Annotated in this window: 13 protein-coding genes and 1 pseudogene; 3 read left to right on the top strand and 11 right to left on the bottom strand. The window is 52.5% G+C overall.

Going from position 1 to position 14,362, the window contains the following annotated elements:
* Positions 1–91: 91 nt before the first annotated feature.
* Positions 92–1,018: a DUF7916 family protein gene (locus EH228_RS12095; protein ID WP_152321907.1), complete on the top strand. Its 927-nt coding sequence runs from the start codon at positions 92–94 to the stop codon at positions 1,016–1,018.
* A gap of 87 nt (positions 1,019–1,105) precedes the next feature.
* Here EH228_RS12095 and EH228_RS12090 read toward each other — a convergent pair.
* From EH228_RS12090 to xseB, 4 genes and pseudogenes are all read right to left on the bottom strand, one after another.
* Positions 1,106–1,693 (bottom strand): annotated as a pseudogene (locus EH228_RS12090) (aldo/keto reductase); the annotation flags it as partial.
* Positions 1,694–1,804: 111 nt separating this feature from the next.
* Complete coding sequence (gene dxs, locus EH228_RS12085; protein ID WP_152321906.1) at positions 1,805–3,670, bottom strand: 1-deoxy-D-xylulose-5-phosphate synthase; 1,866 nt, start codon at positions 3,668–3,670, stop codon at positions 1,805–1,807.
* 19 nt (positions 3,671–3,689) lie between these two features.
* A complete protein-coding gene (gene ispA / locus EH228_RS12080; RefSeq protein ID WP_152321905.1) occupies positions 3,690–4,589 on the bottom strand; it encodes a (2E,6E)-farnesyl diphosphate synthase in 900 nt (299 codons plus the stop codon).
* A complete protein-coding gene (gene xseB, locus EH228_RS12075; RefSeq protein WP_152321904.1) occupies positions 4,589–4,831 on the bottom strand; it encodes an exodeoxyribonuclease VII small subunit in 243 nt (80 codons plus the stop codon). Before xseB ends, ispA begins: the two co-directional genes overlap by 1 nt.
* 347 nt (positions 4,832–5,178) lie before the next feature.
* On the opposite strand from xseB, the gene thiI reads away from it, so the two are divergent.
* Entirely contained in the window at positions 5,179–6,627 is a 1,449-nt protein-coding gene (gene thiI / locus EH228_RS12070) for a tRNA uracil 4-sulfurtransferase ThiI (RefSeq protein WP_152321903.1), read from the top strand.
* A 61-nt stretch (positions 6,628–6,688) separates the two neighbouring features.
* On the opposite strand, the gene yajL is transcribed toward thiI, so the two are convergent.
* Together yajL and panE are read right to left on the bottom strand one after the other, a co-directional pair.
* Positions 6,689–7,294, bottom strand: coding sequence for a protein deglycase YajL (yajL, locus tag EH228_RS12065; protein WP_152321902.1), 606 nt, complete (start codon positions 7,292–7,294; stop codon positions 6,689–6,691).
* Entirely contained in the window at positions 7,251–8,168 is a 918-nt protein-coding gene (gene panE, locus EH228_RS12060) for a 2-dehydropantoate 2-reductase (RefSeq protein ID WP_152321901.1), read from the bottom strand. Before panE ends, yajL begins: the two co-directional genes overlap by 44 nt.
* A 173-nt stretch (positions 8,169–8,341) precedes the next feature.
* On the opposite strand from panE, the gene EH228_RS12055 reads away from it, so the two are divergent.
* The gene (locus EH228_RS12055; RefSeq protein ID WP_152321900.1) at positions 8,342–8,833 is read left to right on the top strand and encodes a YajQ family cyclic di-GMP-binding protein; all 492 of its coding nucleotides are present in this window, start codon (positions 8,342–8,344) and stop codon (positions 8,831–8,833) included.
* An 82-nt stretch (positions 8,834–8,915) separates the two neighbouring features.
* On the opposite strand, the gene EH228_RS12050 is transcribed toward EH228_RS12055, so the two are convergent.
* The 5 genes from EH228_RS12050 to cyoB form a co-directional block, all read right to left on the bottom strand.
* Entirely contained in the window at positions 8,916–10,283 is a 1,368-nt protein-coding gene (locus EH228_RS12050) for an MFS transporter (RefSeq protein WP_152321899.1), read from the bottom strand.
* Between the two features lie 252 nt (positions 10,284–10,535).
* On the bottom strand, positions 10,536–11,423 hold the full coding sequence (cyoE, locus tag EH228_RS12045; protein WP_152321898.1) for a heme o synthase: 888 nt from the start codon (positions 11,421–11,423) through the stop codon (positions 10,536–10,538).
* A gap of 12 nt (positions 11,424–11,435) precedes the next feature.
* Positions 11,436–11,765, bottom strand: coding sequence for a cytochrome o ubiquinol oxidase subunit IV (locus tag EH228_RS12040; RefSeq protein ID WP_152321897.1), 330 nt, complete (start codon positions 11,763–11,765; stop codon positions 11,436–11,438).
* Positions 11,765–12,379, bottom strand: a complete 615-nt coding sequence (locus EH228_RS12035; protein ID WP_152321896.1) for a cytochrome o ubiquinol oxidase subunit III — start codon at positions 12,377–12,379, stop codon at positions 11,765–11,767. Before EH228_RS12035 ends, EH228_RS12040 begins: the two co-directional genes overlap by 1 nt.
* On the bottom strand, positions 12,369–14,360 hold the full coding sequence (gene cyoB, locus EH228_RS12030; RefSeq protein ID WP_152321895.1) for a cytochrome o ubiquinol oxidase subunit I: 1,992 nt from the start codon (positions 14,358–14,360) through the stop codon (positions 12,369–12,371). Before cyoB ends, EH228_RS12035 begins: the two co-directional genes overlap by 11 nt.
* Positions 14,361–14,362 lie beyond the last annotated feature (2 nt).

The raw sequence follows: 14,362 nt of genomic DNA, 5'->3' as shown, positions 1-14,362 counted from the left end.
GTGCGTTCCCGACGAGCAGACACTGGAGCTTCCACTGTCAGTTGAGATTCTTCTGACTTATACTGCTTCCTTTTACCGATAAGGAGGGGGTATGTTCAAGCGTTATCTTGATTGTTGTGCATCTGAGCTGGCTGACATTCAACGTCAGGATCTGCTGGATTCATTGCGCCAGAGTGAAGGGCGAATTGTGGTCAGTGAAACCATTGCCGCTATACAGCCATTATTGGTTACTATCACCAATGCAGAGTTGGCGGCCAGTCAGGGCGCTGACCTGTTGTTGCTCAATGTCTTTGACGCAGAGAATCCGGGGATTGCGGGCTTGCCGCAAGGAACGCCCCCGCAGGAGTCACTGCGTGAGCTGCAACGGTTAACCGGTCGGGTTATCGGTGTCAATCTTGAAGCTGTTGATCCAGCCTTTGATGCCGGACATAGCGAATTCTGGGCCATGAAGCGGGGACGCCTGGCGACGGCTGAAAATGCATTGAAGCTGGCGGATATGGGGGCGAAATTTATTGTGCTGACCGGTAATCCCGGAAACGGCGTCAGTAATCAAGCCATCTGTAGCAGTATCAAAACAATCCACGCGGCGGTGGGGAACCGGCTGGTGATTATCGCCGGGAAAATGCATGCGGCTGGGATCCTGCCTGCTGCAGGAGAGAAAATTATCAGCGTTGCCGATATTGATGATTTTATCGCCCATGGCGCGGATATTGTACTGATCCCGGCGCCGGGGACGGTGCCGGGCATCACTCAGGAGTATGCGGAACACTTAATCAGCCGTATCCATCAGGGTGGGAAAATGGCGATGACGGCAATCGGCACCTCACAAGAGGGATGCGATGTCTCAACGATCAGGCAAATTGCGTTGATGTGTAAAATGGCCGGTGCCGATCTGCATCATATTGGTGATACCGGTTATAGCGGGATGGCCTTGCCGGAGAATATTCAGGCCTACAGTATTGCTATTCGTGGCGTGCGGCATACTTATGCACGGATGGCCCGCTCCATTAACCGCTGAAAGCATCTTAGCAGGCTTGGCGGAATCTGCAGCTGCAAAGCCTGTTTTTTCAGTCGTTTAAGTCGCGTCTTTTTTATCTTGCGTGGATTATTCGAAGCCCACCACAGGGTGGGGTTGATAGGCGCTTTCCAGGTCGGTCATCTCTTCCTGGGTCAGTTCCACATCCACCGTGTTGATCAGATCCGCCAGTTGTTCAGCTCGGGAAGCCCCGATAATCGGCGCGGTGACGGCGGGTTTCCTCAGCATCCACGCTAACGCGATTTGCGCGCGGCTGACACCTCTGTTTTCGGCTATCATCGCCAGGCGTTCGGCAATCACCCGATCATCCTCCTCCGTTTTGTCGTACAGTGTGGCGCCAAATTTATCCGTGGCGGAGCGGGGGCGATTCACCCCATGGACGGGTCAGGCGACCACGCTCCAGCGGGCTCCACGGCAGGGCCGCAATGTTTGCCGCCTGACACAATGGGTGCATTTCACGTTCTTCTTCGCGCAGGATCAGATTGTACTGATCCTGCATGCTGACAAAATGCGTCCAGCCATGACGATCAGCCGTGTACAGTGCCCTGGCAAATTGCCAGGCGTACATTGACGAGGCGCCAAGGTAGCGGAAGCCTTACCGGATTTTACCACGTCATCCAGCGCTTCCAGCGTTTCCTCAATGGGGGTGTGGTAGTCCCTGAATGGTTTTCATGTGCTCTCCGGTCAGCTTAGCGGTTAACGGCATTGCAACCGATTAAAGCAGCATAGCAGGTGAGAGGCTCCCCGAATGGGGAGCTTTGTGCGGAATTATTGCGCCAGCCAGTGGCTTATTTGCTGCTCAATCCCTTCGGCATCCAGTTGATAGTCATGGCGGATTTCCTCCTGAGTGCCTTGTGGAATGAATTCGTCCGGCAGACCGATATTCAGTACGGGTACCAGCAGACGCTTCGCCATGAGTCGTTCAATTACGCCACTCCCGGCACCGCCTTTGATCGCGCCTTCTTCCAGGGTGATCAACGCTTGATGGCTGGCGGCCAGCTCAAAGATCAACGCCTCATCCAGCGGTTTGACAAAGCGCATATCCACCAGCGTGGCATTCAGGGATTCAGCGACCGAAAACGCTTCCGGCAGCAACGTGCCAAAGTTGAGGATCGCCAGTTTTTCGCCTTGTCGCTTTATCACCCCTTTACCCAAGGGAAGCGCGGCAAGCGGTTTCAGTTCCGCGCCGGTGCCGGAACCACGGGGATAACGTACGGCGCTTGGGCCTTGTGAGTAGTGATAGCCGGTATACAGCATCTGGCGGCACTCGTTCTCATCGCTTGGCGTCATGATAACCATGTTAGGGATGCAACGCAGAAAGGAGAGATCAAACGCGCCCTGGTGGGTTTGTCCGTCAGCGCCGACGATACCGCCGCGGTCAATGGCGAACAGCACCGGTAGCTTCTGGATTGCCACATCATGGATTAACTGGTCGTAAGCACGTTGCAGGAATGTCGAGTAGATGGCGACCACCGGCTTATAACCGCCAATCGCCAGACCGGCCGCAAAGGTTACCGCGTGCTGTTCCGCTATCGCCACATCGAAATACTGATCCGGATACTCGCGAGAGAAGCTGACCATGCCGGAACCTTCACGCATCGCTGGTGTTACCGCCATCAGCTTGTTGTCATCAGCGGCGGTTTCGCTCAACCACTGACCAAAAATTTTGGAATAGCTCGGCAGCCCTTCGGCCGCTTTGGGCAGCAGGCCGCTGGCCGGATCGAACTTAGGCACTGCGTGCCAGCTAATCGGGTCTTTTTCTGCCGGGGCGTAGCCTTTGCCCTTTTTGGTCATGATATGTAGAAACTGTGGGCCTTTCAGCTCACGCATATTTTTCAGCGTATGCACCAGCGACAGCACATCATGGCCGTCGACAGGCCCGATATAGTTCCAGCCCAACTCTTCAAACAGTGTACCGGGTACGACCATACCTTTCAGGTGTTCTTCCGTGCGCTTCACCAGTTCTTTAATCGGGGGCAGGCTGGTCAGCACTTTTTTGCCGCTTTCACGCAAACGCGAGTAGGTTTTACCGGAAAGAATCTGCGCCAGGCGATTGTTTAGCGCACCGACGTTTTCTGAAATCGACATTTCGTTGTCGTTCAATACCACCAGCATATCCGGTTTGATATCGCCGGCATGGTTCATCGCTTCGAACGCCATTCCGGCCGTGATGGCACCATCGCCAATCACGCAGGCGATACGGCGCCCTTTGTCTTCTTTCTCGGCGGCAACCGCCATACCGAGACCCGCGCTGATCGAGGTGGACGAGTGCCCGACGTTGAGCACGTCGAACTCGCTTTCATCGCGCCAGGGGAAAGGATGCAGGCCATTTTTCTGCCGGATGGTGCCGATGCGATCGCGGCGGCCGGTCAGGATTTTATGCGGATAGGCCTGATGGCCTACGTCCCACACCAGGTAGTCGAATGGCGTGTTGTAAACATAATGCAGCGCAACGGTCAGTTCCACCACGCCCAGTCCGGAGGCAAAATGGCCGCTGGAGCGGCTGACACTGTCGAGTAAATACTGGCGCAGCTCGTCACAGAGTTTTGGCAGGCTCTCTTTGGGCAGTGAACGTAGTTCTTGTACTGACGCGGCCAATGCCAGTGTCGGATATTTTGCGGTATCAAAACTCATCAGAGACTCATTGTGGACGTTATTTATTGCGTTCAATTATATAACTTGCCAGCGCTTGTAATGATGTGGTGTTAAATGATTGCGCGGCAAGCGTATCCAGTGCGCTGAGCGATTCCTGATAGAGATCCCAGGCTTTAGCGCGTGCACGTTCAAGTCCTAACAGGGCGGGATAGGTACTTTTTCCCAGCGCCTGATCGGCTCCCTGCCGCTTTCCGATAACAGCGGTATCACCCACTACATCGAGTATGTCGTCCTGTACCTGGAACGCCAGACCAATCGCGTTAGCATAGCGGTCCAGCGCAGGCATGGCGGCATGCCCCCGTTCTGCGGCCGCCAATGCCCCCAGGCGAACTGAGGCACGGATGAGCGCCCCGGTTTTATGACGATGGATCTGTTCCAACATCGACAGGTTGACTTGCTGGCCTTCTGCCGCCAGATCCAGCGCCTGGCCACCACACATCCCGGCAGCACCGCTGGCCTGGGCCAGTTCAGAAATCATCGCGATACGATCCTCAGCGGATACGCCAGGCATCGGCGTATCGGCCAAAATAGTGAAAGCCAGCGTTTGCAGCGCGTCACCGGCTAAAATGGCGGTATCTTCACCAAATTTAATATGGCAGGTTGGCTGGCCGCGGCGCAGGCTGTCGTCATCCATGGCAGGTAAATCATCGTGGATAAGCGAATAAGCGTGAATGCATTCGACCGCTGCAGCGGGCGCATCCAGTGCGGCGCTGTCAGCGTGCAGCATTTCTCCGGTGGCATAGACCAGGAACGGACGCAGTCGCTTACCACCTAATAATGCGCCATATTCCATCGCGTTGACCAGAGGAGAACTCTGAAAGGGTAGTGGTGCGATAAAGTGTTGTAATGCCTGATTAACACGCGTGTGATACGCGGTCAGGAGGGCGCTAAAATCCATCAGTTGTTTTCCGGCGAGAAAGGCTTCAATTCGGCATCTTTATCATCGCTGAGCAGGATCTGCACGCGTTGTTCCGCTTGTTGCAATTTTTGCTGTCCCACGCGGGCCAGTTGAACGCCGCGTTCAAACTCGTTGAGTGCTTCTTCCAGTGGCAAGTCCCCGCTTTCAAGGCGAGAGACAATCTGCTCCAGCTGTTCCAGAGAGGTTTCAAAGCTGGCAGGTTGTTCGGCTTTTTTCGGCATAGTGGCTATTAGCTCAGTTTTTTCACCATGAAGTCAGATATGGTAGCCGACTCAAAATGATTCGCAAAATAATGATGTCGGTGACAGATGAAGAAGCAGTCGCCAGACAGGTGTGCTACAATCCAGCCCCTGAATGCACCCTGCATATTTGAAGCCGTGTGGCTGAGTGCCATTCACCCCGGTTAACTTACCTGAGTAAGCGCCAGGGATACATGCAGTTGCCGCTTTATTTATAGTTCCAGTTATTTTAGGTGATAATGCGGAAAATGCGACCCACTAATTATCATGATTTTACCCTCTAAGTGCCGATATTACAGCACTTAATTGCCCAATGAATCCATGCTGCCATGAAGTTTATCATTAAGCTATTCCCCGAAATTACCATCAAAAGCCAATCTGTTCGTCTGCGTTTTATTAAAATCCTGACGACCAACATTCGTAACGTACTGAAACAGTATGATGACTCACTGGCGGTTGTACGTCATTGGGATCATATTGAAGTGCGTTCTAAAAATGAAAGTCAGCGCGAGACGATAGTCGATGAACTGTCGCGTATTCCGGGTATTCATCATGTACTGGCAGTGGAAGATCGTCCGTATACCGACATGCACAATATCTTTGAGCAGGCCCTGGAGCTGAACCGCGAAAAAATTGAGGGGAAAACCTTCTGTGTTCGCGTGAAACGTCGCGGCAAACATGATTTTAGTTCTCAGGACGTTGAGCGTTATGTCGGTGGTGGGTTGAATCAGCATGTTGCCAGTGCGAAGGTGCAACTGAATCACCCGGAGGTGACGGTTAACTTGGAGGTTGAAGATGATCGATTGCTGCTGGTCACCGGTCGCTATGCCGGCATTGGCGGTTTTCCGATCGGTACGCAGGAAGATGTGCTGTCGTTGATTTCCGGTGGTTTCGATTCTGGCGTCTCCAGCTATATGTTGATCCGCCGTGGTTGCCGTGTGCATTACTGTTTCTTTAATCTTGGCGGTGCGGCACATGAAATTGGTGTGCGTCAGGTCGCTCACTATCTATGGAACCGTTTTGGCCGCTCGCACAAGGTGCGTTTCGTGGCGATTAACTTTGAGCCAGTGGTCGGTGAGATCCTTGAAAAAGTGGAAGACGGTCAGATGGGCGTGGTGCTCAAGCGCATGATGGTGCGTGCGGCGTCGAGAATCGCTGAGCGTTATGGTGTGCAGGCGATTGTCACGGGTGAAGCGCTGGGGCAGGTTTCCAGTCAGACGCTGACCAATCTGCGGTTGATTGATAATGTGTCTGATACGCTGGTTCTGCGTCCGCTTATCTCGCATGACAAAGAGCACATTATGCAGATGGCGCGTCATATCGGCACCGAAGATTTTGCCCGTACCATGCCGGAATACTGTGGGGTTATCTCAAAAAGCCCGACGGTGAAAGCGGTGAAGGCAAAAATCGAAGCGGAAGAGCAAAACTTTGATTTCGCCATCCTCGACAAAGTGGTGGAAGAAGCGACCAATGTCGATATTCGCCAGATTGCTGAAGACACCCGGCAGGAAGGGGTGGAAGTGGAAACCGTGGTTTCCTTCAGCGACAACGATGTCGTACTGGATATTCGTTCACCAGAAGAACAGGATGATCATCCGCTGACGCTGGAAGGCGTGGAGGTTAAAGGCCTGCCGTTCTATAAACTCAGCTCGCAATTTTCTACTCTTGATCAGAGTAAAACCTGGCTGTTGTACTGCGAGCGGGGGGTGATGAGTCGCTTACAGGCGTTGTATCTGCGCGAACAGGGTTTCACCAATGTGAAAATCTACCGGCCATAACCTGCGGGGGGCGACGTCATTCGCCCCAGTTATTTTTAGCGTATGGCGATGACCCCTGCGCTTATTCCACCCACTCGCGGTAATCAAAAATACCGGCTGCCACGACCAGTTGTGACGCCACTTCATGTGCTTTATCTTTACCGACCAACAGGTCTATCAGTTTCAGCGCAAAGTCGATAGCGGTTCCTGGTCCCTGGCTGGTCAGTAGCTTCACTCGCGGATCCCACACAACACGTTTATCTACCCACTTTTCAGCAGGAATGGTCGCTTTCAGTGCGGGAAACCCTGTCATATTGCCGACCGGGAACAGATCATGCGGTACCAGCACCGTCCCCGCCGCGGCACAAATCGCGGCGACAATCCGCCCCGCAAGATGAAACTGGCGAACAGTTTCGATCAGTAGAGGGCTATCACGAAAAGCTTCCGCGCCTTTCAGGCCACCAGGCAAAACGATGGCAGCGAAATCGTTATCAGCCACCTCGACCAGTGGGACATCGGCCAGCAGACGGACTCCTCTTGAGCAACGGATTTCTGTACTGCCGTCATCGGTTACGCTGGCTGTGGTGACCGTCAGGCCGCCGCGCACCAGCAGGTCGATAGTGGTAACGGCTTCGGTTTCCTCACTACCAGGCGCCAGGCAAACCAGTACCGATTCGTTCGCGCTCATAATCTTGTTCCTTACGCTTAATCATTTCATAAAGTCGATTGTTTTCCGGCGTGGACAGCCCCTGGGCCCGTGCGCGACGAATGACATAACCGGTAATGTAGTCGATCTCCGTGTGTTTTCCGGCACGAATATCTTGCAACATGGAAGAGGTGTTGTCAGCCGTAACGTGGATCACATTCATCACGTAATCCAGTAATGCTTCGCGTGAAGTATGCTGGCCTTCGCGGTCCATCACCATCGCCACTTCGTCACACAAAGCAGAGACTTCTGCCTGATGCTGAAGCAGATCGCCGTTAGGACAGTCATACTGCACGGTTAGCGGATTGATCACGCAGTTAACGGCCAGTTTTTGCCACGCAGCAGAGGCGACATTATTGTGCCAGGCCACATCCGGCAGAGCCTGGTGTAACATTTCCGCCAGGTTGCTTAACGGTCCGGCAGCTTGAGAGGTGGGGCCGATATGCGTTATCCCGGCGGCAACATGCACGATAACCGTGCCATCGCGTTTAGCTGCATGTGTGGTAATACCGCGCAATAATGGCTGCTGGATCGCGCGTAGTTCATCCAGCGTGCCCATGCCGTTATGCAGCAAAAGAATGGGGCAGTCGGCAGGCAATATCATTTGCAGATTTTTCACTGCTTCGGAAACCTGCCAGGCTTTCAGCGTCACCAGCAGCAGATCGCTGTCAGCTAAAAATGCCGGGTCGTTAGCAATCCACGTTTTGTTGATTGCTGTGCCGTCCAGACTAATCACATTAACTGAGCAGTACGGCTGAGGTACGCGCAACCAGCCCTGAACCTCATGTCCCTGTGCGTCAAGAGCAGCCAGCCAAATCTGCCCTAAAGCACCACATCCCAATACGGTAATCTTCATTGATCCTCCCCGCGTACGGGTTGTTTAAGGCCGCCGAGCAGTCCAGACATTGCCGGTAAAAAACCGCATCCATGCCGGCGGAGACTTTCTTAGTATAGCGTTCACGCTGGTGGTTTTTTTAAGCCAGTTAAGTGGGTATTATGCCTGTCACTTTAGAATCAGGAGAATAGATCATGCCATCTTTCGATATCGTTTCAGAAATTGACATGCAGGAAGTAAGAAATGCCGTTGAGAATGCCAATCGTGAGCTCTCTACTCGTTTCGATTTTCGCAATGTTACCGCCAGCTATGAGCTGAATGAGAAAAACGAATCCATAAAGGTGCTGAGCGAGTCTGATTTCCAGGTTAAGCAACTGGTGGATATCCTGCGCGAGAAGCTGCTGAAACGCGGTATTGAAGGGGGAGCGCTGGATGTCCCGGAAGAGATCGAACACAGCGGTAAGACCTGGGCGGTGGATGCTAAACTAAAAAAAGGCATTCCCACCGATGTGGCGAAAAAGTTGGTTAAGCTCATTAAGGACAGCAAGCTGAAAGTACAGACCCAGATCCAGGGGGAGGCGGTACGGGTAACCGGCAAATCTCGTGATGATCTGCAAAGTGCGATGGCACTGGTGCGTGGTGGTAATTTGGAACAACCGTTCCAGTTCAAAAACTTCCGTGACTAGTGGACGGCGGGCGAAATTTTTCGCCCGCCGTTACGGGCTTTAACCCGCGCTGACCACGTTGACCTGTGGTCAGCGGCGACGATCAGGCATGGGTGTTGACCAGTGCTTCCAGCGCTTCCCGGTTGGTCACCTTGCTGTCGATCTTCACATAGACGCTTTTTTCTTCCGGTACGATCAGGACGGACGCTACGCCCGGATGGGCTTTAAGGCGCTGTTCCAGTCGTTTTTTATCTGCATCATTATCTTGCAGCATAATACGCAAGCTGCTGACGTAAGGCGGTTCCTGCATGGTGAAACTGACCAGCAGCCAGACGACGGCAATGACCGCACCGACCAGGAAGACAGTTTGTGCATGGAAATGACCAAATACCCAGCCCCCCAGACTGCCGCCGATGGCCACACCCATAAACTGGCTGGTGGAATACAGTCCCATCGCCGTGCCTTTGTAACCCGGCGGCGATTCTTTACTGACCAGTGACGGCAGGATCGCCTCCATCAGATTGAAGCCGATAAAAAACAACTGTACGCCAATCACCAGTGTCCAGAAATGATGGCCCGCGCCTCCCAATATAATTTCAGCAATCAGGAGGAGAGCCACACAGCAAACGAATACCCGTTTCATCTGGCGCTTAACTTCGGCATAAATGATAAACGGGATCACGCCGCAGAAGGCAATCAACATGGTGACCAGATAGATTTTCCAGTGCTGTGACGCTGGAAAACCGGCATTTTCAAATTCGCCGGGCAGCGCGACAAAGCTCGACATTAGCAGAATATGCAGACACATAATGCCGAAATTAAGTTTCACCAGGCGGCTGTTAGCCAATACCCGTTTGATACTGCCTTTTACCATGCCTGATTCACGATTAAGAACATGGTTTGAGGCAGAAGGCACCACCAGCAGGGTTATCAGGATGCCACTGGCGGCGAGGACGGCAATCATCCAGAAGAGCGCATGCAGACCCAGTGCATGCGTGATGACAGGGCCAAGCACCATGGCAATCGCAAAGGTGATACCAAAGCTGATGCCGATAAAGGCCATGGCTTTGGTACGGTTCTGTTCACGGGTCAGGTCAGACAACAGCGCCATCACTGCGGCAGCAATGGCACCGGAGCCCTGTAAGGCGCGTCCGAGAATAACCCCCCAGATTGAGGTGGTACAGGCGGCAATCACGCTGCCGAGCACAAAAATCAGCAATCCACCAACGATTAATGGCTTACGACCGATACGGTCAGATAATAAGCCGAAGGGAATTTGGAATACGGCCTGCGTTAAACCGTAGATGCCAATGGCGAGTCCTATTAATGATTCACTTGCGCCCTGTAACGCCATGCCATACGTTGTCAGGACTGGTAAGACCATAAACATCCCCAGCATACGCAGGGAAAAGACTGTCCCTAAACCCCATGTCGCACGCAGTTCGACCAGAGTCATTTTGTTATCGTTCATTACTACCTCGGTTTATTTGATGCAGATATTTTAAGGGGCAGGGGAGAGGGGGGTAAAACACTTCTTATTAAGTAGTCGTAACAAAAAGAAAGGGCGTGATATACCTTTCATATCTGGCACGGTTTCAGTATTGGCTGCATTCGCTTACCCGAATCGCTTACCTGAGTTAGCTCATCGGGATTCACTCACTTGCCGCTATGATTCAGCGCCAATTATTTCAGGTATCCTCACGCCCCTTGTAGTGGGTTTGCTTTACCAAACGTAAGTCAGCAGGTCTTTTGAGGCCGGCGCCATGAAATCGACCGACATCATTACGCTCAGCGCAGTAATGGCAACAATAGAAAAGACGAACAACTTACGAGCCCAGATGCGATCGTTTTGCGTCTTGTAGCCTGAAAGCGCCATCCCCAGCCACCACACGCTGACGGCTGCTGCGACCACCAGATACTTGTAGCCAGCATACCCCACCAGCGTCAGCATCAGGGTGGCAATCATAAACGCGAGGATATACAGCGTGATATGATTTTTCGCCACCGAGATACCTTTCACCACCGGTAAGACCGGGATATTCGCGGCCTGGTAATCTTTGAAGCGGAAGATAGCAATCGCATAGGAATGCGGCATCTGCCACAGGCTGAAGATCGCCAGCAGGATTAACGCGCCAGCATCAAACTCATTGCTTACGGCACAGTAGCCAATGACCGGTGGTGCTGCGCCGGACAGGCTACCAATCAGGGTGCCATAAACCGAGTTGCGCTTCATGTACAGGCTGTAAATGCCGACATAAACCACAAAGCCCATTACCGCCAGCCACATGGCCAGCGGGTTTGCTCCAAGATACAGCAACGCGAGGCCAGCAATACCCAGAACAGTTGCATAAACCAGAGAGGCTGTCGGAGAGATGAGACCTTTAACCAACACCCGATTCCTGGTCCTCTCCATTTTTTTGTCGATGTCACGGTCGATATAGTTGTTATAAACACAACCGGATGCGACCACCAGCGAGACACCGACTATGGTGGTGAGAAACAGGGAATAGTCAATGTGGCCTTTAGAAGCCAGTAGAAATCCCCCGATGACAGAAATTAAATTTCCGAAAATAATTCCTGGTTTCGTTACTTGCAGGTATTGCTTAATCATCACAGGCAGCTCTTAGTTGGCCATCATGTTGTAGTTGAGGTTCCACATGATCCATAGCGAGCCAACAACAACTATCAAGATGATTACTGCGGCAAAGACAATTGCCACCAGGTTCCACCTTTCTTCAGAAGAGGTGTTCAGATGCAGGAAGTACACCAGATGCACCAGCACCTGCACAACCGCACAGATCAGCACCACACCCAGGATAGTCGCTTTAGAAGCGCTGCCGTCCATGACCATCCAGAAAGGTATCGCGGTCAGAATGATCGACAGAATAAAGCCGATCATGTAAGACTTCACGCTACCGTGTGACGCACCATGTTCGTTTACTGAATGACTCATTACATGGCCCCCATCAGATAGACAATGGTGAATACGCAAATCCATATCACATCCAGGAAGTGCCAGAACAGGCTCAGACACAGGATGCGAGTTCGGTTAGTTGCCGTCAGGCCACGTTTGGCGACCTGGTACATCAGTACCGCCATCCAAATCAGGCCTGAAGTCACGTGCAGACCGTGCGTTCCAACCAGCGTAAAGAATGCTGAGAGGAAGCCACTGCGCTGCGGACCGAAACCTTCACCAATCAGGTGATGGAATTCATAGATTTCCATCCCGATAAAGCCCGCGCCGAACAGGAAGGTCAGCGCCAGCCAGCCGATAACGGCCCCCTGGCTGCCTTTGTTCATGTTGATAACCGCAAAACCATAGGTAATGGAGCTCAACAGCAGCAGGGCGGTTTCAACCAGCACATACGGCAGTTCGAAAATATCTTTACCTGCCGGGCCACCTGCGGTGTTGTTGACCATCACCCCAAAGGTTGCGAACAGAGTGGCGAAGATGATGCAGTCGCTCATCAGGTAGATCCAGAAGCCAAAGACTTTATTGGCTCCTGCATCGTGATGCCCATGCGCTGCATGGGCGTCGTGCGGTTTAGTCAGAGTTTCAGTTGACATTTTTCAAACCTGCTTTGCTAATTTCGTCAAAGTGCTGATTCTCGATTTTTTCGATCTCGGCAACGGGAACGTAATAATCAACGTCTTCGTCAAAGCTCTTGATGATCCAGCTTAAGATCATACCGAGGAACGACAGACCAAGCAGCCACCAGATGTGCCAGATAGCGGAGAAACCAAACACCAGGCTGAACGCACCAATGACCACACCAGCGCCACTGTTTTTCGGCATGTGGATTTCAGCATAGTGAGCAGGTCGTTTATACGCTTCACCTTTCTCTTTCATTTCCCAGAACGCATCGCGCTCATGGACAACCGGGACTTCAGCAAAGTTGTAGAATGGCGGGGGTGAAGAGGTTGACCACTCCAGAGTACGGCCGCCCCATGGATCGCCCGTCACATCGCGCAGTTTTTCACGGTCACGTACGGAGACCCAGAACTGAGTGACCTGGCAGATCACGCCACAGGCAATCAGTGCCGCACCACACGCTGCTACGACCAGCAGTGGGTGGAACTTGGGATCAATGTTCTGGCTCAGACGACGGGTCATCCCCATGAAGCCCAGTGCGTACAGCGGCATAAAGGCAACGAAGAAACCAATGATCCAGAACCAGAAGGCGCGCATTCCCCATTTTTCATTCAGGCAGAAACCGAATGCTTTCGGGAACCAGTAAGTCACACCAGCAAAACAACCGAACACCACACCACCGATAATGACGTTATGGAAGTGGGCAATCAGGAACAGACTGTTGTGCAGAACGAAGTCGGCACCAGGCACCGCCAGCAGAACACCGGTCATCCCCCCAACAGAGAAGGTAACCAGGAAGCCTACGGTCCACATCATGGCAGAGTGCATCTGAATGCGGCCTTGGTACATGGTGAACAGCCAGTTGAAGATTTTAACCCCGGTAGGAATGGCGATGATCATCGTCATAATACCGAAGAAGGCATTAACGTTAGCACCGGCACCCATGGTGAAGAAGTGATGCAGCCACACGATGAAGGACAGAACCGTGATAACAACCGTTGCCCAAACCAGCGAGGTGTAACCAAACAGACGCTTTTTCGAGAAGGTGGCGACCACTTCGGAGAACACCCCGAAGACGGGCAGAACCAGGATATAAACTTCCGGATGACCCCAGATCCAGATCAGGTTGACATACATCATCATGTTGCCACCCATTTCATTGGTGAAGAAATGGAAGCCCAGATAACGGTCAAGGGTCAATAACGCGACGGTCACGGTCAGAACCGGGAAGGAAGCGATAATCAACACGTTAGTACACAGTGATGCCCAGGTGAAAACCGGCATTTTGAACATGGTCATGCCAGGAGCACGCATTTTCAGGATAGTAACAAAGAAGTTAATCCCGGTTAATGTCGTCCCGATCCCTGACAACTGCAGACTCCATATCCAGTAGTCGACACCGACTCCCGGGCTGTATTCCGTGCCGGAGAGTGGCGGATAGGCCAGCCAGCCAGTCTGAGCAAATTCACCCACACCCAGTGACAGGTTTACCAACACCACACCCACTACCGTGAACCAGAAGCTCAGGTTGTTGAGGAATGGGAAGGCCACATCACGTGCGCCGATCTGCAGAGGAATGGCGATATTCATCAGACCAATAACAAACGGCATGGCGACGAAGAAGATCATTATCACGCCGTGGGCGGTGAAGATCTGATCGTAGTGATGGGGGGGGAGATACCCGGCCTCACCGGCTGAAGCCAGTACCTGTTGGCTACGCATCATTATTGCATCGGCAAAGCCGCGCACTAACATGACGAAAGCCACGATAATGTACATGATACCGAGTCTTTTGTGGTCAACGGATGTCAGCCATTCTGACCACAAGTATTGCCACTTACCGAAGTAAGTAATTGCTCCAACAACAGCCAAACCACCAAGAATGATGGCGGCAACCGTTATCACGATAATCGGTTCGTGATACGGAATTGCATCAAGGGTTAATTTTCCCAACATCG

This window comes from Erwinia endophytica, assembly GCF_009295515.1.
GTDB lineage: Bacteria > Pseudomonadota > Gammaproteobacteria > Enterobacterales > Enterobacteriaceae > Erwinia > Erwinia endophytica.
This window is presented reverse-complemented; position numbering and strand designations above follow the sequence as displayed.